Annotated in this window: 17 protein-coding genes; 9 read left to right on the top strand and 8 right to left on the bottom strand. The window is 60.1% G+C overall.

Annotation, left to right across the window (positions count from 1 at the left end):
* Positions 1-9 precede the first annotated feature (9 nt).
* The 4 genes from leuB to adk all read right to left on the bottom strand — a co-directional run bounded on the left by leuB (position 10) and on the right by adk (position 4,074).
* Positions 10-1,104 (bottom strand): 3-isopropylmalate dehydrogenase, encoded by a 1,095-nt coding sequence (gene leuB, locus sS8_RS27200; RefSeq protein WP_119632501.1) that lies wholly within the window; start codon positions 1,102-1,104, stop codon positions 10-12.
* Between the two features lie 30 nt (positions 1,105-1,134).
* On the bottom strand, positions 1,135-1,776 hold the full coding sequence (gene leuD / locus sS8_RS27205) for a 3-isopropylmalate dehydratase small subunit (RefSeq protein ID WP_119632502.1): 642 nt from the start codon (positions 1,774-1,776) through the stop codon (positions 1,135-1,137).
* Complete coding sequence (gene leuC, locus sS8_RS27210) at positions 1,773-3,326, bottom strand: 3-isopropylmalate dehydratase large subunit (protein ID WP_119632503.1); 1,554 nt, start codon at positions 3,324-3,326, stop codon at positions 1,773-1,775. The genes leuD and leuC overlap by 4 nt, the downstream gene beginning before the upstream one ends.
* Before the next feature lie 103 nt (positions 3,327-3,429).
* Entirely contained in the window at positions 3,430-4,074 is a 645-nt protein-coding gene (adk, locus tag sS8_RS27215; RefSeq protein ID WP_119632504.1) for an adenylate kinase, read from the bottom strand.
* 463 nt (positions 4,075-4,537) lie between these two features.
* Between adk and sS8_RS27220 the strand changes: the two genes are divergently transcribed.
* On the top strand, positions 4,538-4,909 hold the full coding sequence (locus sS8_RS27220; RefSeq protein WP_119632505.1) for a YidH family protein: 372 nt from the start codon (positions 4,538-4,540) through the stop codon (positions 4,907-4,909).
* A 58-nt stretch (positions 4,910-4,967) separates the two neighbouring features.
* Here sS8_RS27220 and sS8_RS27225 read toward each other — a convergent pair whose 3' ends face one another.
* The 3 genes from sS8_RS27225 to gltB all read right to left on the bottom strand — a co-directional run bounded on the left by sS8_RS27225 (position 4,968) and on the right by gltB (position 12,370).
* Positions 4,968-5,798, bottom strand: a complete 831-nt coding sequence (locus tag sS8_RS27225) for an EcsC family protein (protein ID WP_119632506.1) — start codon at positions 5,796-5,798, stop codon at positions 4,968-4,970.
* Between the two features lie 365 nt (positions 5,799-6,163).
* A complete protein-coding gene (locus sS8_RS27230) occupies positions 6,164-7,603 on the bottom strand; it encodes a glutamate synthase subunit beta (protein WP_119632507.1) in 1,440 nt (479 codons plus the stop codon).
* 135 nt (positions 7,604-7,738) lie between these two features.
* The gene (gltB, locus tag sS8_RS27235; protein ID WP_119632508.1) at positions 7,739-12,370 is read right to left on the bottom strand and encodes a glutamate synthase large subunit; all 4,632 of its coding nucleotides are present in this window, start codon (positions 12,368-12,370) and stop codon (positions 7,739-7,741) included.
* Between the two features lie 418 nt (positions 12,371-12,788).
* Here gltB and sS8_RS27240 point away from each other — a divergent pair, with 418 nt between their 5' ends.
* The 3 genes from sS8_RS27240 (at position 12,789) to sS8_RS27250 (ending at position 16,213) form a co-directional block, all read left to right on the top strand.
* On the top strand, positions 12,789-14,006 hold the full coding sequence (locus sS8_RS27240) for a UbiH/UbiF/VisC/COQ6 family ubiquinone biosynthesis hydroxylase (protein WP_119632509.1): 1,218 nt from the start codon (positions 12,789-12,791) through the stop codon (positions 14,004-14,006).
* 154 nt (positions 14,007-14,160) lie between these two features.
* Positions 14,161-14,550 carry a glycine zipper family protein gene (locus tag sS8_RS27245; protein ID WP_119632510.1) on the top strand — a complete coding sequence of 130 codons (390 nt, stop codon included), beginning with the start codon at positions 14,161-14,163 and terminating at the stop codon, positions 14,548-14,550.
* Positions 14,551-14,671: 121 nt separating this feature from the next.
* On the top strand, positions 14,672-16,213 hold the full coding sequence (locus sS8_RS27250; protein ID WP_119633055.1) for a long-chain-fatty-acid--CoA ligase: 1,542 nt from the start codon (positions 14,672-14,674) through the stop codon (positions 16,211-16,213).
* 36 nt (positions 16,214-16,249) lie between these two features.
* Here sS8_RS27250 and sS8_RS27255 read toward each other — a convergent pair whose 3' ends face one another.
* Complete coding sequence (locus sS8_RS27255; RefSeq protein WP_119632511.1) at positions 16,250-17,704, bottom strand: beta-barrel assembly-enhancing protease; 1,455 nt, start codon at positions 17,702-17,704, stop codon at positions 16,250-16,252.
* Between the two features lie 91 nt (positions 17,705-17,795).
* Here sS8_RS27255 and tusD point away from each other — a divergent pair, with 91 nt between their 5' ends.
* The 5 genes from tusD to sS8_RS27280 all read left to right on the top strand — a co-directional run bounded on the left by tusD (position 17,796) and on the right by sS8_RS27280 (position 23,029).
* Positions 17,796-18,149, top strand: a complete 354-nt coding sequence (gene tusD, locus sS8_RS27260; RefSeq protein ID WP_119632512.1) for a sulfurtransferase complex subunit TusD — start codon at positions 17,796-17,798, stop codon at positions 18,147-18,149.
* Between the two features lie 28 nt (positions 18,150-18,177).
* Complete coding sequence (locus sS8_RS27265; RefSeq protein ID WP_232020462.1) at positions 18,178-18,513, top strand: DsrE family protein; 336 nt, start codon at positions 18,178-18,180, stop codon at positions 18,511-18,513.
* Positions 18,513-18,821 (top strand): sulfurtransferase complex subunit TusB, encoded by a 309-nt coding sequence (tusB, locus tag sS8_RS27270; protein WP_119632513.1) that lies wholly within the window; start codon positions 18,513-18,515, stop codon positions 18,819-18,821. The genes sS8_RS27265 and tusB overlap by 1 nt, the downstream gene beginning before the upstream one ends.
* A gap of 3 nt (positions 18,822-18,824) precedes the next feature.
* Positions 18,825-19,154 carry a TusE/DsrC/DsvC family sulfur relay protein gene (locus sS8_RS27275; RefSeq protein WP_119632514.1) on the top strand — a complete coding sequence of 110 codons (330 nt, stop codon included), beginning with the start codon at positions 18,825-18,827 and terminating at the stop codon, positions 19,152-19,154.
* 206 nt (positions 19,155-19,360) lie between these two features.
* On the top strand, positions 19,361-23,029 hold the full coding sequence (locus sS8_RS27280; RefSeq protein WP_119632515.1) for an HAD-IC family P-type ATPase: 3,669 nt from the start codon (positions 19,361-19,363) through the stop codon (positions 23,027-23,029).
* Positions 23,030-23,186 lie beyond the last annotated feature (157 nt).

A 23,186-nucleotide genomic window follows, 5' to 3' on the forward strand; every position in this document is an offset into this window, starting at 1 on the left:
GATACTCATTCAGGATAAGTGGTTCGATGATCGCAAAGCGGAAACGATGGCATCGCCCATTTCCGCGGTTCCGACCTTCGTCATGCCTTCCGAATAAATATCGGCTGTTCGGTAACCTGCGTCCAGGGCGGTTATCACCGCCTTTTCGATGCGATCCGCGGAACCGGCATCGCCGAAACTATAACGCAGCAACATGGCCAGCGACAGTACCGTTGCAATCGGATTCGCGATACTCCTGCCGGCAATGTCGGGCGCCGAACCGTGAATGGGTTCGTACATCCCTTTGCCGTTTTTGTCAAGTGAGGCCGAGGGCAGCATACCGATGGATCCGGTCAGCATGGCGGCGCAGTCCGAGAGAATGTCGCCGAACATGTTGTCGGTCAGCATCACGTCGAATTGTTTGGGCGCCCGCACCAGCTGCATCGAGGCGTTGTCGACGTACATATGGCTGAGCTCGACATCCGGATATTCGCAGCCGACCTCGACCACGATCTCGCGCCAGAGCTCGGTGCATTCCAGCACGTTGGCCTTGTCGACGGAGCACAGTTTTCGGTTGCGTTTTTGCGCGATCTGGAACGCGACGTGGGCGATGCGGCGGATCTCCGATTCATTGTAAATCAGAGTGTTGAAACCTTCCCGTTCGCCGTTCTCGTTGATGCGGCGTCCTCTTGGCCTGCCGAAGTAGATGCCTCCGGTCAGCTCACGGATGATCATGATGTCCAGCCCCGAGACCACCTCCGGCTTCAGCGTCGATGCCGCGACCAGTTGCGGGTAGAGGATAGCCGGGCGAAGATTCGCGAACAGTTCGAGTTCGGCGCGTATTCCCAAAAGACCGCGTTCCGGCCGCACCGAATAATCCAGCGGTTCCCATTTGGGGCCGCCGACGGCGCCGAGGAGCACCGAATCGGCCGCTTTCGCCAGGGCGAGGGTTTCCTCGGGCAGCGGCGTACCTTTGACATCGTAGGCGGCGCCGCCGATCAACGCTTGTTCCGTTTCGATCTCGAGCCCGAAATCCTGTTTGAGGCAGTCGAGAACTTTCAAAGCTTCAGCGACGATTTCCGGGCCGATGCCGTCGCCGGGCAATACTGCAATCTTTTTGGTCATACCTGATGATTCTCTCTTCATTCTTCAGAGCTAAGCGTATTCCGGGAACAGCCAAGGCGCATTCCGGCGGCGGCTCGCTTCGTAAGCCAGGATTTTGTCGGCATGCTGCAAGGTCAGACCAATGTCGTCCAAACCGTTGAGCAAGCGGTATTTTCGCGAAGGATCGATGTCGAAATGGATTTTGTCGCCGTAGCGGGTAGTGATGGTCTGAGTCGCGAGATCCACGGTGAGATCGAAGCCGGGACCCGCCTGATCGAACAGGCCAGCGACGGTTTTTGTATCGAGAACGATCGGCAGAATGCCGTTCTTGAAGCAATTATTGAAGAAGATGTCGGCAAAGCTCGGCGCGATGATGACGCGGAAACCGTAGTCTTCCAGTGCCCAGGGGGCATGTTCGCGCGACGAGCCGCAGCCGAAATTTTCGCGCGCCAAAAGGATTCGCGCTCCGTAATAGCACGGCTGGTTGAGCACGAAATCCGGGTTCAGCGGCCGGTGGGTACAGTCCATATCCGGTTCGCCCCGATCCAGGTAACGCCATTCGTCGAACAGATAGGGGCCGAACCCGCTGCGGCGAATGGATTTCAGAAATTGTTTGGGAATGATGGCATCGGTATCCACGTTGGCACGGTCCAGAGGTACGACTCTGGAGGTGAGACGGCGAAAAGCTTTCATTGCTCGGTTTTCCTCTTGCGCACAGACTGATTTCGAGTCGAAGCAGCGGGTTTGGACCTTTTCGGCGCGGCAGCGGATTTCGTCTTCGTTGCGGCCGCCGACTTGGCCGCAGCTTTCTTGGGTCGGCTTGGGGCAGACGGTATCGCCGGAAGTCGGCGGACGTCGACAAAATGGCCATGGATGCCGGCAGCCGCCGCCATGGCGGGGCTCACCAGATGGGTGCGGCCACCGTAGCCCTGGCGTCCTTCGAAGTTGCGGTTCGACGTGGAAGCGCAGCGTTCGCCGGGTTCCAGGCGATCGGCATTCATCGCGAGGCACATGGAGCAACCGGGGTCGCGCCATTCGAAGCCTGCCTCTCGAAAAACGCGGTCCAGGCCTTCCTGCTCCGCCTGGCGTTTTACCAGCCCCGATCCCGGTACCACCAGGGCCTGTTTGATGTTGCTCGCAAGCTTGTGGCCACGGACCACCTCGGCGGCCGCGCGCAAGTCCTCGATGCGGGCGTTTGTGCACGACCCGATGAAAATTTTGTCCACGCGGATGTCGGTGACCGGCATACCCGGCTTCAAATCCATATACTGCAGGGCACGTTTCATGCTTTCGCGTTTCACCGAGTCCTTTTCCTTCGCAGGGTCGGGTATTGCCGCGTCAACCGGCACCACCAGTTCGGGCGAGGTGCCCCAGGTGACTTGGGGGCTGATCTCGGAGGCATCGAGCTCGACCACATTGTCGAAGACGGCACCGTCGTCGCTGTGCAGTTGCCGCCAGGCTGCTACGGCGTGTTCCCACAAATCCCCATTCGGTGCCCAAGGCCGGTCTTTCAGATAATCGATCGTTACTTCGTCCACGGCCACGAGTCCGGCCCGGGCTCCGGCTTCAATCGCCATATTGCACAAGGTCATGCGGCCTTCCATCGTCAGGCCGCGGATCGTCGATCCCGCGAATTCAATGGTATAGCCGGTGCCGCCGGCGGTACCGATCTTGCCGATCACGGCCAGCACGATGTCCTTGGCGGTGACGCCCTGGCCGAGTTGCCCTTCCACCTTGACCAGCATGTTCTTGGCTTTTTTCTGGAGCAGGCTTTGGGTGGCGAGGACATGTTCCACTTCGGAGGTGCCGATGCCGAAGGCGAGAGCGCCGAAGGCGCCGTGCGTCGAGGTGTGGGAGTCGCCGCAGACGATGGTCGTGCCGGGCAGGGTCGCGCCCTGTTCGGGGCCGATCACGTGTACGATCCCTTGGCGTTCGTCGTTCATGCCGAACGCGGTAATGCCGAAGTCGGCGCAGTTTCGGTCCAGGGTCTCGACCTGAAGCAGGGAAACGGGGTCGCCGATGCCGTGCTCGCGTCCTGCTGTCGGCACGTTGTGGTCGGCCGTCGCGAGGTTGGCAGTGACCCGCCAGGGCTTACGGCCCGCCAGTCTCAGACCTTCGAAGGCCTGGGGAGAGGTTACCTCGTGGATCAAATGACGATCGATGTAAATGAGGGTCGATCCGTCGGGTTCGGAGTAAACCACGTGATCGTCCCATAATTTGTCGTAAAGCGTTTTGGCGGACATGGGCTCTTCTGGGTGGCGGATTTTACACGGGTGAATGGGGCGTTCGAGATGAAATCTGAGGCCGGCGTTCCACGGATGCCGCGGCTAGTCGGACGAGCCGGAGCTATTGCAACAGCGAAAAAATCTTGTCGCGAATGGCTTCGACGCGGCCGACGCCGTCGATGCTCGCGAATCTTACGTCTCCCTGTTCGGCTTTCTGCTTGTAATAGCCTACCAGCGGCTTGGTCTGTTCGTGATAAACCTCGAGTCGTCTGCGTACGGTTTCTTCCTTGTCGTCATCCCGCTGAATTAGTGATTCTCCGGTGACGTCGTCCACGCCTTCGACCTTGGGCGGGTTGAACAGCACATGATAGGTGCGTCCGGATGCGGGGTGCACCCGGCGACCGCTCAAGCGCTTGACAATCTCTTCGTCGTCCACGACGATCTCGATGACGTGGTCGATGGAAACTCCCATCTTGGCAAGCCCTTCCGCCTGAGCGATAGTGCGCGGGAACCCATCGAAAAGGAAACCGTTCTTGCAGTCGTCGTGGGTAATGCGTTCTTTGATCAGCCCGAGGATGATTTCATCCGAGACCAGGGCACCCGAATCCATGATTTTTTTCGCCTCGATACCCAAGGGCGTACCTTCCCGCACGGCAGCCCGAAGCATATCGCCCGTCGAGATCTGCGGAATATCGAATTTCTCCATTATGGCTTTGGCTTGAGTGCCTTTTCCGACCCCCGGACTTCCGAGTAGGATCACGCGCATGTCATGGACTCCGTGTTGAATTAAACGTGCAATTCTGTCACAAATACGCCGAGAATGTCACACGGGGCGCGGATCAGGGGCCTTCAGCGAAACTTTGAGCATGAGCGCTCGGCATTCATGGGGCCCCGAGAGACCGTCTGTAACCCGTACGCGGCGACTGGGGGCATTTTATCCTAGAAACGGCACGTGACCGCTTGGAATTGAGTAGAAAGGCCTCATGTGGTCCGGCCGTCTTCCCTTTTTCCGATGTCACCGCTTGGGTGAAGCGGCTACGGCCCCGATTGCATGGCGGGCGGGACCGCCCTGGCGGCGTCGCGCCCCTTCGACCGAGCTCAGGACAGGCCCTTCGACGGGGCTCAGAACTGGCTGGTCAGCCGCCCAGCCGCCGCACACTCGAGCACGTCGGGCTGCCGTTTCCAGGATTATCCGATTAATTTGTCAAGACTGCCCAGAGACTATCCCGATGTCGGAGCTTAATGACCCGCGCGTATTTTTTGCGGCGGAACGCACCCTTCTGGCCTGGAACCGGACCAGCTTGGCCTGGATGGCATTCGGGTTCGTGATCGAGCGTTTCGGATTATTCGTGCACCTGGTTTTTTCAAAACCCGGGGAGACTTTGGAAAAAGGCCTTTCATTCTGGCTAGGCATTGCTTTCGTGGCTTTCGGTGTCATCATCGCGATTCTGTCAACGATCCAGTATCGAAAGGTGCTTAAAACTCTGAAGCCCATTGAGATCCCGAGCGGCTATCGGGTCGGCGTAGGGGTGCTTGCGAACCTTCTCGTCGTTCTGCTGGGCACGACGCTGATCGTTTATTTGTTTTACGGCGAGCTATGAGCCGGTTCGGAAAGCGGAGAAATTCGACCGGAATGAAGTGCGGTCGCGGGCCATCCCGTCACCACCCTTCCAGTGGGCTGAATCCTTTTGTCATTCTGGTTTCATCTTTTTGAACCCGTTCGTATTCCTTACGAACGACGTCTGGTTTGTATTTTCGTTCCAGACGGCGGAGGATGAAATGCCCGCGTGCCACGTCCTGAAAATGCTGCATGAAAACGAGGTTTAACAGGCCGCCGCTGATGGCTCCCGCTACCGGTACCATCCGTACGGCGGCTTCGTCCGAAATGACCAGGCCGAAACGCGCCGAAATGCCGCGAATCAATCCCACGCCGGCCGGAAGATAGCCAGCCGAGGCGCCGCGGGAATTGGCCACGCTCGTGAAATGGAAGGCCAGCGTCGAACGCAGTCCATAGTAGCCGGTGTCGGTGGCATCGTCTTCGGTCGATCGTCCTCCCAAGGCAAAAACTTCCACGCAGGCCATGCGTGCGTCGAGCGTGGCTAGATCCTCGCCTTCGCTGCGGGCGATATCGGCAATCGACCGCAGCATCAGCAAGGTTATGACGGGTAGTTCGACCGGCAGCCCCAGGGGGCCGAAGAAGCCGCCGACCGCACCGGCCGCGAATGCCGCAAACTTGTGATAAGTGGATTGCGCCGCCAAGTCTCGCTCCGCGTCAAGCGTCCTGGCGGCCACGTCCATTGCCTGGCGGATGCTGAATTCGGCTGCCTTATTGATCCGTTGATGCCAGCTCTTGGGCAACAATTTAAGCGTCTGTTCTATCGGAGTGCCGATGACATTGCTGAGGCGTGCGGCGAAAGAAGGATGTTCCAGGTGCCGATGAGCCCAGCGCAGTTGTTCGAGTTCCTCAGGCGTTAGCGTTGGTTTTACCATGACGTGCTCCAGGGCTTGGGATTGCGCCAGCCAACGGCCTGACGCCGGCAGTTGTCCGCCATGTAGGCTTTGGGTGAAAGGCCACGGATAGGGGACTCGGCAGGCGGGATGTCACGCTCAATTGGACGGTCGTATTGCCGATCGGTTCCGCTCGGTCCGGATTGCGGATTAACGCGGTTTCGGGGCGCGGTTGAGGCGTAGGGGCGAACTCATTCGTCTTCAGTGCCTTGAATGCACGAAAAAATTCGCCCTTGCACTCGCAATAAAATCGCTCTCGCTCGTCCTGTCAGGACAGTCTGCTCCGGCTCGGTGCGCGAGAGACGAGATTTGCCGGCTCACCAAAACTTGAGCCGGCCGCCGAGGCGTTACCGGGGTAGATCGGAATGCCCCATCAGGTACTCGTCTACGGCGCGGGCGCACTGGCGCCCTTCTCGGATGGCCCAGACGACCAGCGACTGTCCGCGGCGCATATCGCCGGCGGCGAATACTTTTTCCATCGAGCTGCGATAGTCCACGGTATTGGCCTTGACGTTGCCTCGTTCGTCGAGGCCGAGGCCCAGGTCCTGAAGCATGCCTTCGTGTACCGGGTGCATGAAGCCCATGGCAAGGAGTACGAGGTCGGCCTTCAAGGAGAATTCGCTGCCCGGGACTTCGGTCATGACCCAGCGTCCGCCTTCCTGCTTCCAATCCAGCTTGACGCAATGAATTTGCGTGACGTGACCGTTTTCCCCCTCGATCGATTTCGTGGCGACGCTCCAAAAGCGCTCGCAGCCTTCTTCGTGGGAGCTGGATGTACGCAGCTTGTTGGGCCAATTCGGCCAGGTAACCTCTTTCTTTTCCTTTTCCGGCGGCTTCGGAAGGATTTCGAGCTGGGTGATGGAAGCCGCGCCGTGTCGGGCGGAGGTGCCGATACAGTCGGAACCGGTGTCTCCGCCACCAATGACGACGACGTGTTTGTCCGTCGCCCAAATGTTGGTTTCCTGCGGAAGTGTGTCGCCGGCCACGCGGCGGTTTTGCTGGGGCAGAAACTCCATGGCGAAATGAACGCCTTTAAGCTCGCGGCCCGGCACGTTCAGATCGCGTGGCTTCTCCGAACCGCCGGCCAATACGATGGCGTCGTAGCCGTCGAGCAGTTTCTGGACCGGAACGTCGCGGCCGATATGGCTGTTCGGGCGGAACATCACCCCCTCGGCCTGCATTTGGGCAATACGGCGGTCGATCAGGTGTTTTTCCATCTTGAAATCGGGGATGCCATAGCGTAGCAATCCGCCGATGCGGTCGGCTTTCTCGTAGACCACGACGCTGTGGCCCGCGCGGGCCAGTTGCTGAGCACACGCGAGGCCGGCAGGACCGGAACCCACGACCGCCACTTTTTTACCGGTGCGATGCTGGGGGATCTGCGGTTTGACCCAGCCCATTTCCCAGGCTTTGTCGATGACGGAGCATTCGATGGTTTTGATCGTGACCGGCTCGTCCGTGAGGTTTAGGGTGCACGCCGCTTCGCACGGCGCAGGGCAGATGCGGCCGGTGAACTCGGGGAAGTTGTTGGTGCTGTGCAGCACCTCGATGGCTTCGCGCCAGTTCCCCTGGTAGACGAGGTCATTCCAGTCCGGAATGATGTTGTTGACCGGGCAGCCCTGATGACAATAAGGGATACCGCAATCCATACAGCGTGCCCCCTGGCGGCTGACTTCTTCGTCGGTCAGCGGGACGACGAACTCCTGATAGTGCTGGAGACGGTCGGCCACCAGTTTGTAGCGTCTATCCTGACGTGAGATTTCCATGAATCCCGTGGGTTTACCCATTCTGTTTCTACCTCGTTACTGTGCTTTGTTGCACGAGAAGGCGCTGGTCTTCGGGGTTTTTAGTGCCGAAGCGCCTTACATCTTAGGTCGTGAGTTCGGAGCGGGGGAGGGCGCGTTTTCGCCGCGCCCCGGCCTCTAGTGGTGAACTTCGGTCTGCGTTTTGGTTTTCTGCATCTTTTCGAGCGCTCGACGGTAATCGACCGGCATGACTTTGACAAAACGCGGCGCATAAGCAGGCCAATTGTCGAGAATTTGCTTCGCTCGGCCACTGCCGGTGTAACGGCGGTGCTTTTCGATGAGCGTGCGCAGGCGCTGGACGTCGTACCGTGTCATGTCGTGCATGATGTCCACCATCCCGTGGGTTTCCAGATCGCCGCCCTGGTGATCCAGGTTTTCCAGGGCAATGTCCTCGGCCAGAACCGGTTCCAGTTCGACCATGGCCAAGTTGCACCGGTGTTCGAAATCGCCGGCCTCGTCGAGCACATAGGCGACGCCGCCCGACATGCCCGCGGCGAAATTGCGGCCGGTTGAGCCGAGAACCACGACGATGCCGCCGGTCATGTATTCACAGCCATGATCGCCGACCCCTTCGACGACGGCGATCGCCCCGGAGTTCCGTACCGCGAAGCGTTCTCCCGCGACCCCGCGGAAATAGCATTCGCCGCTGATGGCGCCGTATAGCACGGTGTTGCCGACGATGATGTTTTCCTCGGGTACCACCGGAGATTCCGGAGACGGGTAGATGGCGATGCGTCCACCCGATAGCCCCTTGCCGACGTAATCATTCGCGTCGCCTTCAAGCTCGAGCGTGATGCCGGCCGACAGGAAAGCGCCGAAGCTCTGCCCGGCCGTGCCTCTCATCCGAACATAAATGGTATCTTCGGGCAGGCCGGCATGGCCGTAACGCTTTGCCAATTCCCCGGACAGCATGGCGCCGACCGTGCGGTTGTAGTTGCGCACGCCCATTTCGATGCGGACCGGCCTGCGCTCGTCCAGAGCCGGGCCAGCCAGTTCGATCAGCTTGTGGTCCAGAGCCTTGTCAAGTCCGTGATCCTGAGGTTCGCAATTGAAGATAGCCACGCCGGGTCCGGCTTCCGGGCGATAAAGAATCCGGGACAGATCGACCTTGGCGGCCTTCCAGTGAGCGATGGCCTTGCGCATGTCGAGCTTGTCGGAGCGTCCGATCATTTCCTCGAACCGGCGGAAACCGAGCTTCGCCATCAACTGCCGTACTTCCTCGGCAATGAAGAAGAAGAAATTGACCACGTGCTCGGGCTGGCCGGTAAAGCGCTTGCGGAGTTCGGGGTCTTGCGTCGCGACGCCCACGGGGCAGGTGTTCAGATGGCATTTGCGCATCATGATGCAACCCTCGACGATCAGCGGGGCGGTGGCGAAGCCGAATTCGTCCGCACCCAGCAGTGCACCGATCACGACGTCGCGCCCGGTGCGCATGCCGCCGTCCGCCTGTACGCAGATGCGTCCGCGCAGTTTGTTCAAGACCAGGGTCTGGTGGGTTTCGGCCAAGCCGATTTCCCAGGGCAGCCCGGCATGCTTGATCGAGGTGATCGGGCTGGCGCCGGTGCCGCCGTCGTAGCCGGCGATGGTGACGTGATCGGCATGCGCCTTGGCGACGCCGGCCGCAATCGTGCCGACGCCCACTTCGGACACCAGCTTGACGCTGATGCGCGCGGCCGGATTGACGTTCTTGAGATCGTGAATGAGCTGCGCCAGGTCCTCGATGGAATAGATATCGTGGTGCGGGGGCGGGGAGATCAGGCCCACACCCGGAGTCGAGTGGCGCACCTTGGCAATCACGGCATCCACCTTGTGACCGGGCAGTTGGCCGCCCTCGCCGGGCTTGGCGCCCTGGCAGATCTTGATTTGAAGATCGTCGCCATTGACCAGATATTCGGTGGTGACGCCGAAACGGCCCGAAGCCACCTGTTTGATGGCCGAGCGCATGGAATCGCCGTTGGGCAAGGGTTTGAAGCGCTCCGGCAATTCGCCGCCTTCGCCGGTGTTCGACTTGCCGCCGATGCGGTTCATCGCGACGGCCAAGGTGGTGTGGGCTTCGTAGGAAATCGATCCGAACGACATGGCGCCGGTGGCGAAACGCTTGACGATCTCCGTGACCGGTTCCACTTCGTCCAGGGGCACGGATTCGCGGTCGTCGAGGTTGAACGCCATCAATCCGCGCAAGGTGAGCAAGCGCTCGTTCTGCTCGTTGATCGAGCGGGTGTAGTCGAGATAGGTTTCCCAGTTGTTGGTGCGTGTGGCGTGCTGGAGCTTGGAGATAGTCTCCGGGGTCCAGACATGGTCTTCGCCGCGAATGCGGTAGGCGTACTCGCCGCCCACGTCCAGAGCAGTCCGGTACAGCGGGGCATCGCTGAACGCCACACGGTGCCGGCGCACGGTTTCTTCGGCGATCTCTTTCAGTCCCGCTCCGCCGATGGTGCAGACGGTGCCGGTGAAATATTCGTTCAGGAACTCTTCGCTCAAGCCGACCGCGTTGAAGATCTGAGCGCCGCAGTAGGACTGATAGGTCGAAATACCCATCTTGGACATGATCTTGAGCAGGGCTTTGCCGATCGCCTTGATATAGCGCTTGTGCACCTCGTCCTCGGGTAGCTGTTCCGGCAGTTTCTCGCGCAGGTCGGACAGGCTGTCGAAGGCCAGGTACGGATTGATGGCCTCGGCGCCGTAACCTGCCAGCAGCGCAAAGTGATGTACCTCGCGCGCTTCACCGGTTTCCACGACTAGTCCGACCTTGGTGCGCAGGCCTGTCCGGGTCAGGTGATAATGAACCGCGGAGGTGGCCAGGAGCGCCGGAATCGCGATGTGCTCCGCGTCGATTTCCCGATCGGACAGCACCAGGATATTGTTGCCCTCGTGCACCGCCTGTTCGGCCCTTGCGCACAAGGCTTTCAACGCCGGTTCCATGCCGCCGGCGCCGGTATCGGCCGAGTAGCAGAAGCTTATCGTTTTCGTTTTGAAGGCGCCGCCGGTGCGGGCCTCGATGCGGCGGATTTTCTCCAGATCCTTATTGGTCAGGATCGGCTGGTGCACTTCCAGTCGCTTGTGGCTGCCACCGTTGTGCAGGGCCAACAGGTTCGGTCGCGGACCGATATGGGACACCAGCGACATGACCAGTTCTTCGCGGATCGGGTCGATGGCCGGGTTGGTGACCTGGGCGAAGCCTTGCTTGAAATAGTCGTAAAGCAGTCGCGAACGCTTGGAAAGCACTGCGAGCGCCGCATCGATACCCATGGAGCCGACCGGTTCCTGACCGCTCAGGGCCATGGGCGTCAGGAAAAACTTGATGTCTTCCTGGGTATAGCCGAACGCTTGCTGGCGATCGAGCAGGGTCTGTGAATCCGGCGGCATGGCGGCGATTTCGGCCGGCAGCTTCTCCAGTTGAATCTGGGTATCGTTGAGCCACTGCTGATACGGCTCGCGATTGGCGAGTTCGGATTTGATTTCGGCATCGTCGATGATACGGCCTTGTTCGAGGTCGATCAGGAACATCTTGCCGGGCTGCAGACGCCACTTCTTGATGATCTTGTGTTCCGGAATAGTCAGGACACCCATCTCGGAAGCCATGACCACGGTGTCGTCGTCGGTGATGAGATAACGCGCGGGACGCAGGCCGTTTCGGTCGAGCGTGGCGCCGATCTGGCGTCCGTCGGTAAAGGCAACGGCTGCGGGACCGTCCCAGGGTTCCATCAGGGCAGAATAATATTCGTAGAAGGCGCGGCGCTTTTCATCCATCAGCGGATTGCCGGCCCAGGCTTCCGGGATCAGCAGCATCATGGCATGAACCATCGAATAGCCGCCCATGACCAGAAGCTCCAGAGCGTTGTCGAAGCAGGCCGAGTCGGACTTGCCCTCGGCGATCAGCGGCCAGATCTTGTCGAGATCCTCGCCCAGGACTTCGGACGACATCGAGTGGCGCCGGGCGGCCATCCAGTTGATGTTGCCGCGCAGGGTGTTGATTTCACCGTTGTGGGCGATCATCCGGAACGGATGGGCCAAGTCCCAGGTCGGGAAGGTATTGGTGGAGAAGCGCTGGTGTACCAGAGCGAGCGCCGACACCATTTTTTCGTCACGGAGGTCGCGGTAGAACACGCCGACCTGATCGGCCAGCAGCATGCCTTTGTAGACCAGGGTGCGGGACGAAAAGGAAGGAATGTAGAACATCTTGCCTTCCGCAAGATTCAAAGTGCGAATCTTCTGGTCGATTTGCTTGCGGATGACGAACAGCTTGCGCTCGAACGCGTCCTGATCCGCGAGATTTTTCGCTCTTCCGACGAATACCTGGCGGATGACCGGTTCGATCGCCTTGACCGATTCGCCCAGCGTCGAGTTGTCAACCGGAACGTCACGCCAGCCCAAAACGGTTTGGCCTTCGGCGTGGATGAAATCCTCCACGATTCTCTCGCAGGTCGCACGATGTTCCGGCGTGCCCGGCAAGAACAGCATGCCCACGCCATAATGCCCATATTCGGGAAGGGCGATCCCGAGCGCGGAGCATTCATCGCGGAGAAAAGCATCCGGTGTCTGTATCAGGATGCCGGCACCGTCGCCTGCCAGCGGGTCCGCGCCCACCGCTCCGCGGTGAGTCAGGTTTTTTAGTAGTTCCAGCCCCTTGCAGACGATGTCATGACTCTTGTGGCCCTTGATGTGGGCGATGAAACCTACGCCGCAAGCGTCATGTTCGTTGCGTGGGTCGTAGAGACCTTGCTTGGCGGGTATGGCGTTGAAACTCATGGTGTACCTCTGTCAGGGGGGTGGTCTGTCGTTTGCCGGTTCGCGGTTTACAGGAGAACATTGCAGCTCCAGTAATGGACCGCCACAACAGTCAAGAATTCGTGTTTGCTATTCTGTTTTGAAATTTCCGAAATGGCGACGCAAAGTCGCCCATTTAGCCAAAATGGGCAAGAAATATAAAGAAACCCGCCCTTCTTTTCAAGGGCGCTCCCCGGTGTGCTGGATACGTACAATCAAAAAGAATAGCGAAACACCATGTTTCCACAAAAGATGACTCTGCTCGCGGCGCGGTCATCCGCGCCAAAAGCAGCGGGAAATCGCCGGTATTGCTTGCCGAACCCGGTTGCCTTTACTTTATGGCACGAAAATTAAAGCAGTTTTGGAGCGGGTTGAGTTTAGGCAGTCGTGGGGAAATAGAATGGCCGAAAAATATGACGTGATAGTTGTGGGTGGCGGAATGGTCGGTGCCGCTTTAGGTTGTGGTCTCGGCGGAAGCCGTTTGCGAGTGGCCGTGGTCGAGGAGACGCCGCCGCCGGCTTTTATGCCGGAGCAGCCTCACGATCTTCGAGTTTCCGCGATCAGCATCGCGTCCGCCAGCGTCCTGAAAACCGTGGGCGCCTGGAAAGGCATCGCTTCCCGGCGATTCTGCCCGTTCCGCAGAATGCGGGTATGGGAGGGGTCGGGCGACGTCGAATTTCGCAGCGAGGACATCGATGAGCCGGTCCTGGGCTATATCGTCGAGAACCGCGTCGTCCAGCTGGCCTTGCTGGACCGGTTGGTCGAATTTTCCAATATCGACTTTCTATGTCCCGCCAAAACCAAAATGATCGATTACGGACCGCAGGGTTCCACGGTCGAACTGGACGACGGCCGCATGTTGTCGGCGCGCTTGCTGGTTGCCGCGGATGGCGGCTATTCACGTGTGCGGCAGGTAGCCGGCATGGGCGTGAGCGGTTGGGATTACGAGCAGCACGCCCTGGTGCTGACGGTGGAAACCGGTTACGGTCAGCAGGACATTACCTGGCAACGTTTTACGCCCAATGGTCCCCAGGCTTTCCTGCCCTTGGACGGGCCTCATGCATCTCTCGTCTGGTATGAGGCTCCGGCCGAAGTCAGGCGCTTGAAAGCCCTGCCGGACGAGGTCCTTCTCCGCGAACTGGTCGCCGAATTCCCCCCCGTGTTGGGCGAAATCAAGCGGATCTCGGCGAAAGGCAGTTTCCCGCTCAAGCGCCAGCACGCCTTGAATTATAGTAAGGAGGGCGTGGCCTTGATCGGCGATGCGGCCCATATGATTCATCCGCTGGCGGGGCAGGGCGTCAACATCGGCCTTCTGGACGCCGCGGCCCTGGCGCAAGTGCTGGTCGGCGCTCACAAAAGCGGTCGCGACATAGGCGCTGCCCACGTGCTGCAAACCTACGAAAGCATGCGCCGCAACAATAATCTGGTCATGATGACGACGATGGATTTGTTTTATCGCGTGTTCGGCAATGCCAACCGTCCATTGCGACTGATCCGGAATTTGGGTCTGGGACTGGCGGAGCGGATAACGCCGGCCAAAAAATTGGTCATGCGTTATGCGATGGGCCTGGGCGGCCAACTCCCGAATCTGGCCCGCGGGGAAGCCATTCTCGGTTGACCGGGGACGGTCGGGATTGGATCATGAGGTACATTCCTTCTCGCACGAAGCGTGCGAGAAGAGTTTGCTATAGTAATTCGAGCAATTCGGTAGCCGTGCTCCGGATACCATTGCTGATATTTCGATCAACCTCCCTATGCGAGTGAAACGGCTTATGGTCAAAAAGTTATCTGTTTTTGTTGGCGCCGTACTGGCTTTGAGCGGCTGTGCAACCTACACCGGGTGGGAGCCGGTAGTGGACACCTATAACGATCCCAATGCGTATAGGCTGCAGCAGGATCTTGCCGAATGCAAAATGATCGCGCGCCAAGCCGGCAGTACCGGAACTGAAGCCGCGAAGGGCGCCGCGGCCGGCGCTTTGTTGGGCGCCGCGACGGGCGCCGCGGTCGGTGCGGTGGCGGGCAATCCGGGCGGAGGGGCTGCGGTCGGTGCTGCCGCGGGTGGTCTTGGCGGAGCCGGTTACAGTGGTGTTTCGGGCGACGATCAATACAAGCGGGCCTACATCAATTGTCTCCGCAATAGAGGCCACAGAGTCGTAAACTAAATCAAGCAATCGGTCTTGAAACAAAAAATCCCGCTGTTGTGCTTGACGCGCCGGCGGGATTGTTTTTTCGTTCTTGACGCTCCGCAAGCAGCGCTCAAGCCGATTGGAGGAAGTTGCCACCATGTCGTCGTTGATCCACGCACTCCGGGAAAGTGCTCGGCTTTATCCTGATCGACCCGCGGTCATCCAGGGATCCCAAATCATCGATCATGCCACCATGGGCGATCGATCGGATCGCATGGCGGCGGCCCTGGCGGCCGGCGGTGTGGACAAAGGGGACCGGGTCGCGCTTTACTGTCCGAACTCCGCGGAATTCGCCATCGCCTACACCGGCATCGTGAAAGCGGGAGCGACCGTGGTGCCGATCAATCTGCTTTTGAATACGGAAGAAATCGGCTTCATTCTCGACGATTCCGGCGCCAAGGGCCTGATCTTCCACCAGGCGTTTGCGAAACAGGCGCAGTCGGTGCTTCAGGATGCTCCCGGGATAGGGCTTCGCGTTTGTATCGGCGGCGAGGCAGAGGGCGCCACCACTTTCGATGCGTTCTTGCACACGGATGCGCCGATTCCGGAGATCGAGTGCGACCCGCAAGAGGATCTGGTCGTCATTCTCTATACCTCGGGCACCACCGGGCGTCCCAAGGGGGCGATGCTGACCCACGGCAACCTGGTTGCCAACACCCGGAGCATCCGGGAAGCCATGCGTTGGCGCCCCGGGCTGGACGTCGTCCTTCTGGTTCTCCCGATGTTTCATGCCTTCGCTGCCACGGTCGGCATGCTCACGCCGCTGACCAACGGCTGCGCTTTCGTTCCCCTCCCGCGATTCGAGCCCGATCAGGTTGCCGATGCCATACACGCCAGTCGGGCCACGATTTTCCTGGGCGTGCCCAGCATGTACTCGGTTTTGTTGCGGCTCAAGGACGAGCGCGTGCCGCTGCTTTCGACGATTCGCTATTGCGTTTCCGGCGGTGCCGCGCTCCCGGTCGAGCTTCTGCGGCGTTTCGAAGAAAAATTCGATATCCGGATCTACGAGGGCGACGGACCGACTGAATGCTCGCCGGTGACCTGCGTGAATCCCATCGACGGACTCATTAAACCGGGAACCGTGGGTTTGCCGCTACCGGGCGTCGAAATGAAAATCATCGACGATGAGGGGCACGATTTGGCTTGCGGCGAGGTGGGCGAGATCGCCGTGCGCGGCGCTAACGTGATGAAAGGATACTGGAAGCAAGCTGATGCGACGCGCGAGGTTTTTCGCGGCGAATGGTTTCTGACCGGCGATCTGGGGATGCGCGACGAAGATGGTTATTTCAGTATCGTCGATCGCAAGAAGGACCTGATCATCGTCAACGGCATGAATGTCTATCCGCGCATGATCGAAGAGGTGCTTTACCGTTTTCCGCCGATTCGCGAGGCTGCGGTGGTCGGGGAGCAGCATGATTTGCACGGCGAAATTCCGGTTGCCTACGTCGCGATCGATGAATCGACGCCGACCACGGAAGCCGAAGTGCGCGCCTTCTGCCGGGAACATCTAGGGCGCCACCAGGTTCCCCGCAAGATCGTGTTTCAGCCGGAATTGCCCAAAAACGCCGCGGGCAAGATCCTCAAGCGGCAGCTTCGCAAGCAGGGCGAAATCGAGCGCGGCGTTCGGGATCTTGAATAGGCCCGGCCGAACTGCCGGGCACCGCGTCTCGCCGCCTCATCGTTTTTTCCGCTCTTCCTCCTCGGAGTGCAGTTGCCTCAGGCGCTCGTCGATGATCGAGTTGAGATAAAAATTATCGCCGGAAGTCTTCCTGGCCAGTCGAAGTTGCAGGATGGCCGCGCGGCCTTGTCCCGCAGCGTAATACGATTCGGCGACGTAGCGGTGCGATTCGGCTTCGTTGCCGAGCTGACTGTAAGCTTGTGCAATCAGCTTATACACTTCCGGCGTGGCGGCATGACGGCGGACGTATTCCTGCAACAGCTTGCGCACCTGCTGCGCTTTGCCGGTGGTGAGCAGGGTGCGGGCGTAGTTGAGCGTCAGCGCCCGGTTTTCCGGAAAGCGCTGCAGCGCCGATTCGTAGAGTTGGAGTGCACTGGGGTAATCCTTGGTTTCCAATTCGGCGCCGGCCAGTGCGTTGGGGAGTTGAGACTGTTCGGGATAGGTCTTCATGAGCCTCTGCAGAATCGGTTTGGCGTCCCGCGCACGCGCGTTGACGATCAATGCCAGGGCCAAACCGTACTCTGAAACGTCCTGCTGTAGCTTGGTCCCCTGGCCGCGGACGGCCTTGAAATAGTTCAGCGCGTCCTGTGGGCGGGCGGCGGTCTGTACCCGCAGCTTGGCGCGAATCAGCTGATAGGCCAAAGAATCGGGGTATTGGCGATACGGAAACTGTTCCGCGCGCCCGCGCGTATCCGAGATACGGGACACCGTCACCGGGTGAGTCAGCAGGAACTCCGGCAATTCCCGGCCGACGAAGCGGGTGGATTGCTGCATTCTTTCGAAGAATGTCGGCATCGCGCGAGGGTCGAAGTCCGACTTCGATAAAATCTGCATGCCGACGCGATCGGCTTCGGCTTCGTTGTCGCGGGTAAAATTGATTTGATACTGAAGATTGGCGGCTTGTGCGGCCATCAGGGCCGCCTGGCCCAGTTGCGCGGATTTCGTGCCCAGCAGGACGGCGGCCAGCATCGCTGCGGCGGTGGGCAGCGCCAGGCGTCCGGCGGCCTGGAACGTTTGATAAAGATGCCGTTGCGTGACGTGTGCAATTTCGTGAGCCAGTACCGAAGCGAGTTCGCTTTCGGCTTCCGAGGTCAGGATCAATCCGGAGTTCACGCCGATGTATCCGCCCGGCCCCGCGAATGCGTTGACGGTGGGATCGTTGACCACGAAGAAGTGAAACGCTTGCGCCGGGTTGTCGCTGGACCCGACCAGTTTTTGTCCGATGGACTGGATGTAATCATTGACTTCGGGGTCTTGGCTGACTTCAAGCTGGGCGTGGAGGCTGCGGAAGAAAGCGGCACCCAGTTCTTTCTCCTGCTGCGGGGTCATCAGCGTTCCGGTCGGGTCGCCGATTTCGGGCAACTCCAGGTTGAGCTGCGCATGGGCGGGTTGCAGCGCCGATAAGCCGTAGCCGAGAATCAACAGCGATGCCAGCAGTTTGTCGAATTTCATGTTGTTTCAGCGCCGTGTGCGGCGCGGGTGTGAATGAGTCCACGATGTACGGTTACTCGGTGAACCGATTTTTCGAACGGGTGTCGCCGCGATGAAATACGCCATTCAGGTCAATGCAGGGCCTTGTTCCGCTCAAGCTGCGCGCACTGCCTATCAGTTTATCAAAGCCGCATTGGATAAAGACCACGAAATCGTCTGCGTGTTCTTTTACCATGACGGAGTTTATAACGCGCTGCGATCCGGTTTATCGGCGGAAAACAAGGATTCGGTTCCACCCTGGCCCGATCTCGCGGATAAGCACGGGATCGATCTGGTGCTGTGCGTTTCGGCGGCAGAGCGGCGCGGCATGCCGGCAACCGTGGCGGACGGCTTTCGGATCGGTGGCTTGGGACAATGGATGGACGCCTGTCTGAAGGCTGACCGGGTAGTGGTTTTTGGTGGTTGAATCGGTGCAGAAAAAATTCTTGTTTGTGATGCGCAGTGCCCCTCGGGACGGCGCTAGAGTCCGGGAATCGCTGGACATGGCCATGACCGCCGCCGCCTTCGATCAGACCGTACGGCTCCTGATGCTGGACGATGGCGTATTCCTCCTCAAACGGGGTCAGAGGGCCGAGCCGAGCGGGCCGAAACCGGTCGCTCCCTTGTTCGAAGCTTTGGCTTTGTATGATGTGGAGGATGTTTGGGTCGAACGAGAGTCTTTGCGGGGCAGGCATTTGACGACCGACGATCTCGTCATCCCCGTGCGCGTCGTGGACAGGACGGAAATCGCCGGATTGACGGCGGAACATGACATCGTGATCTCGTGCTGATGGCAACCCTGCATCTAGTCAACCGCTCGCCTCTGGAAAGTCGCGCCCTGGAACAATGCCTCGCTCGGGCGGGCGAGGGCGATGCGGTTCTGCTGATCGAAAACGGGGTTTACGCCGCGGTGAAAGGTGCGGATTCCGAAGCCGTCCTGAAGTCGGTTGTAGGGCGCGTGAGGTTTTATGCCTTGGGCCCGGATCTCGACGCGCGCGGCGTGGAAGCTTCCGAGGTCGGCGAGACGATTCGAATCGTCGACTACGGCGGGTTCGTCGATTTGACAGCCGATTACCGGCCTATCCAATCGTGGTCTTGAGCGATGATCGAAGTCGACGGCAAAATCCTGGAAACGACCGAAGGCGGGTTTCTGACCGATGCGAACGACTGGGACGAGCATGTCGCCGCCGTTCTGGCGGCGAGCATACCCATAGCATTGACCGAAGCGCATTGGGAGATCGTGCGCTTCATCCGGAATTACTATCTCCGATTTCACCATCTTCCCAACACCCGCATGTTCGTCAAGGCGGTGCAGAAGGAATTCGGGGAGGAGAAAGGCACTTCCCGCTACCTGCATCGGCTGTTTCCGGAAAGCCCGTTGAAATACGCCTGTTTGATCGCGGGATTGCCCAAGCCTCCCGGGTGTATCTAGGCCGCGTTTCTCGAGCCGCTTCGGCGCGAGGCGGCTTAAGCACTTGCGTTCGCCGATGCGGGATCCGTAAGGTTTCTGTAAGCTCGGCGTGTTGTTATGGCCAATTTTTCGGCGGCTGATCATAGCGAGTCGCCGGCTCGATCTCCGGTCCAATTGAGGTGAGTCTTCAGTCGGACGCGAATGATCGCTCAGTTTTTGGGGAAGCGATGTTTGAAGATACAAACGACAACAAGCGATCGATCGATTGGCACGGCCACGAAGCTGACGACGCCATCAAACGGCTCCATTCGGATCGCCATCGCGGGCTGTCCTCTCAAGAGGTTCAGCAGCGGCTGAAACGTTTCGGCCGCAACCGGCTCCCGCCGCCGCGCCGGCGTCCGGGCTGGCTGCGCTTCCTTCTCCAGTTCCATAACGTCCTGATATACGTGATGCTTGTCGCTGCCGGAACCACGGCGATGTTGGGCGATTGGATCGACACGGGCGTGCTTTTGGGTGCCGTTTTCGTCAACGCCATCATCGGGTTTATCCAGGAAGGCAAGGCGGAAAAAGCCCTGGATGCGATCCGCGGCATGCTGTCGCTGCGCACGATCGTTGTCCGCGACGCCGAGCGCATTGAAATCAGGGCCGAGGACCTGGTGCCCGGCGATATCGTGGTGCTCGCCTCCGGTGACAAGGTTCCCGCCGATCTGCGGGTGGTCGCGGCCAAAGGGCTGCGCGTGAACGAGGCCATCCTGACCGGCGAATCAGAGGCGGTGGAAAAGACGGTTGCACCCGTGCCGGTCGACGCGCTTCTGGGCGATCGCAAATGCATGCTCTATTCGGGCACGCTGGTGGTTTCCGGGCAGGCGACGGCGGTGGCGGTCGCGACCGGCGTCCACACCGAATTGGGCCGGATCAGCGCAATGCTGGAGCGGGTGCAGGCGGTGACGACACCCTTGCTGCGCCAGATCGCCGGATTCGGCCATTGGCTCGCGCTGGCGATCGTGCTGATGTCCGCGGCCACTTATGCCATCGGCGTGCTGTGGCGCGGGCATCCGCCCGCCGAGATGTTCATGATGGCCGTGGCGCTGGCGGCCTCGGCCATACCGGAAGGGCTGCCGGCCATCATGACCATCACGCTCGCGCTCGGTGTGCGGCGCATGGCTCACCGCAACGCCATCATCCGGCATTTGCCGGCGGTGGAAACGCTGGGTTCGGTGACCGTCATCTGTTCCGACAAGACCGGTACCCTGACCCGGAACGAGATGACCGTACAGCGGGTGATTACCGGCGATCACGTATTCGAGGTAACCGGCGTGGGCTATGCGCCCGACGGCGGCATTCATCTGGGCGGAGAGGCGGTGCCGCCCGACCAATATCCCGAGCTGGCCGAAATTGCCCGTGCCGCCGTGCTCTGCAATGACGCACAGCTGCGTAAATCGGCCGACGAAACCTGGCAGGTGGCGGGCGATCCGACCGAAGGCGCGCTGCTGGCATTCGCCATCAAGGCAGGTGTCGACCCTGCGTGGGAGCGGGAATCTTTGCCGCGTACCGATGCCATTCCCTTCGAATCCGAGCATCGGCTCATGGCCACGCTCAACCACGATCACGAAGGGCGGGGAACCATTTACGTCAAGGGCGCACCGGAACGGATCTTTGAAATGTGCGATCGCCAGGGCGGCGTACAGGAGGCTCTGCTGGATCTGGACTATTGGCGCCGCTCCGCCTCCGATGCGGCGGCCGATGGGCTGCGGCTCCTGGCGATCGCCGCAAAGCCCGCCGAGGAAGCGCAGCGCGAGGTGCAATTCTCGGATTTGAAAAACGGTTTCCGCTTGCTTGCTCTGGTCGGCATCATTGACCCGCCGCGGGAAGAAGCGGTGGCGGCCGTGGCGGCGTGCAGAACCGCGGGCATCCGGGTGAAGATGATTACCGGCGACCATGTCGATACGGCGCGCGCCATCGGCGCGCAACTCGGGATCGGCCGCAATCGGCCGGCCTTGACCGGAGCCGAGATCGAGGACATGGACGACGCGCAACTGCGCAAGGCAGTGCTGGATGTCGACGTGTTCGCGCGGGCCAGCCCCGAGCACAAGCTGCGCCTGGTGCAGGCACTGCAGGCGGCGGGACAGGTGGCCGCCATGACCGGGGACGGGGTAAACGACGCGCCGGCGCTGAAACGGGCGGACGTCGGCGTGGCCATGGGGCTGAAGGGCACCGAGGCGGCCAAGGAAGCGGCGGACATGGTGCTGGCCGACGACAATTTCGCGACGATCGGCAATGCCGTACGCGAAGGACGGGGCATCTACGATAACATCCGGAAATTCGTCCTGTTCATGCTGCCGACCAACGGCGGCGAGGCGCTGGTGGTGGTCGCCGCCATATTATTCGAGCTCGCGCTCCCGCTGACGCCGGCCCAGGTGCTTTGGATCAACATGGTCACCTCCAGCACCTTAGGATTAGCCCTCGCCTTCGAGCGTCCCGAGCGAGACATCATGCGCCGCCCGCCGCGCGACCCCAAGGAATCGCTGCTCTCGTGGTTCTTCGCCTGGCGGATTCTGATGGTCTCCGTACTCATGATGGCGGGAGCGCTGGGCCTATTCCTCTGGGAGCTGGATCAGGGCTCCAGCCTGGAAACCGCGCGCACCATGGCGGTCAGCGCGGTCGTGGGGGCGGAGATGTTCTACCTGATCAACAGCCGCTATTTTTTTAAATCCGCCTTCTCGCTCGAAGGGCTGTTCGGCAATCGTTACGTGCTGATCGCGATCATGGCCTGTGCGGGGTTGCAGTTCGCCTATTCGCATACCCGGCCGCTGCAGGTGCTGTTCGGTTCGACCGATCTGTCGCCGGAAGAATGGCTGAAGGTGACGCTGGCCGGGGTGTTCGTGTTCGGCGTCGCCGAGATCGAGAAAGCGGTGATCCGTATCTCTAGACGGATACGTCGAAAGCTTCGCGCCGGAACGAAAACAGAATACCGACACTTACACAAAGAGGAGAGCCAATTGCGAACACCTACAACTGTTTTGGCAGCAACCGACTTCTCGGATGATGCCACGAATGCCGCCTGCCGGGCGGCCATGCTGGCCGCGGAACAGCAGGGGCGACTGGAATTGCTGCATGTCGTGAGCGCAACATCGCTGAGGGTTGTGCGCGAAATGCTCCGATCGCACGACGACGCCGAGGAAAAGCTGGTCGATGATGCGCAACGGCGGTTGGACGCATCGAGGTCGCAAGTTGTCGGGGAGACCCAGGTGGCTGCGTTCTCGAGAGTCGCGATCGGATCGGTGCCGGAAGAGATTCTTTCGGCCTCCGAGCAGGCGGATCTCCTGGTTTTGGGCGCACGCGGCCTAAGTCCCTGGCGCGAGTTTTTGCTGGGTACGACCGCTGACCGCTTGCTCAGACAATGCAAGCGGCCGGTTCTCGTCGTGAAGCGCCCGCTGGCGGCAAGCTATCGGCGTGTTCTCGTTCCAATCGATTTTTCCCCTCATTCCATCGCAGCGCTGAAGATGGCGATGGTAATCGCTCCGCACGCCGACATCATGGTTGTCCATGGTTCCGCCGTGGCCTTTGAAGGGGCTCTCCGACAGGCCGGTATCATCGAGGACGAGATCGACAGATATCGCGCTCAGGCTCAACACCAAGCGCTGAGCAGTCTCAGCGCCCTGATTGACGAAGTGTCCGACGGCTCCCATCGGATTTTCCGAACCGTGGAGCATGAGGATGCCGCTCGCCTGATCCTTGCCAAGGAAGAATCGTTCAACGCGGACCTGATCGTCATCGGCAAACATGGAAAAACGATCGTCGAGGAAATGCTTCTGGGCAGCGTGACGCGCCGCATTCTGTCCGATTCGAAATGCGACGTGCTGATCGTGCACGGAGATTCCACGGCTGGCGCTTGATTCCAGCCCTGATAAACTTAGGAAAGCTCTGATTCGATTGAGAGCCTGCGAGGCAAGGATGAGCCGCCAAAGTCGACGGCTGCAAACCATAGAGTTTGTGAACCACCGAAAAACGGCGTTTTTTCGGTGCGGCATCTGACACGCTCTGGACGAGCTA

Source organism: Methylocaldum marinum, assembly GCF_003584645.1.
Lineage (GTDB): Bacteria > Pseudomonadota > Gammaproteobacteria > Methylococcales > Methylococcaceae > Methylocaldum > Methylocaldum marinum.